At 51.2% G+C, this 385-nt stretch carries 1 protein-coding gene; it reads left to right on the top strand.

Going from position 1 to position 385, the window contains the following annotated elements:
* The coding region (locus ASC50_RS05425) for a YDG domain-containing protein (protein WP_226995419.1) at window positions 1-385 on the top strand (385 nt) is incomplete at both ends.

Below are 385 nucleotides of genomic sequence, written 5' to 3'. Positions count from 1 at the left end.
GGTTCTGATAGACGGTATAATTCCGTTGGACGACGGCAAAGTGGAAATAGATATCACCACCGGCACGGCAGCTTTTGCCGACAAGAACGTGGGCACGAAAAAACCGGTTAAATTCAGCGAAATCACGCTCACCGGCACGGCAGCCAAGAATTATGAGCCAACGCAGCCCGACGATACAGTCGCCGCCATTACCCGCCGACCGGTAACTATCGCCGCCATTTCATTTGCGGACAAAGTTTACGATGGCACCACAACAGCCACAGTGGATAATGCCGCAGTGGATATTGATAATAAAGTGCCGGGGGATGACTTAATCCTATTGGATGCTTCGGCTGCTTTTGCCGACAAAAATGTGGGCACACGGTCGGTTACATTTGCCGATTTC

The sequence above is a fragment of the Candidatus Symbiothrix dinenymphae genome, assembly GCF_001431085.1.
The sequence above is the reverse complement of the archived record's forward strand: the minus strand, read 5'-3'. Positions and strand labels throughout refer to the sequence as shown.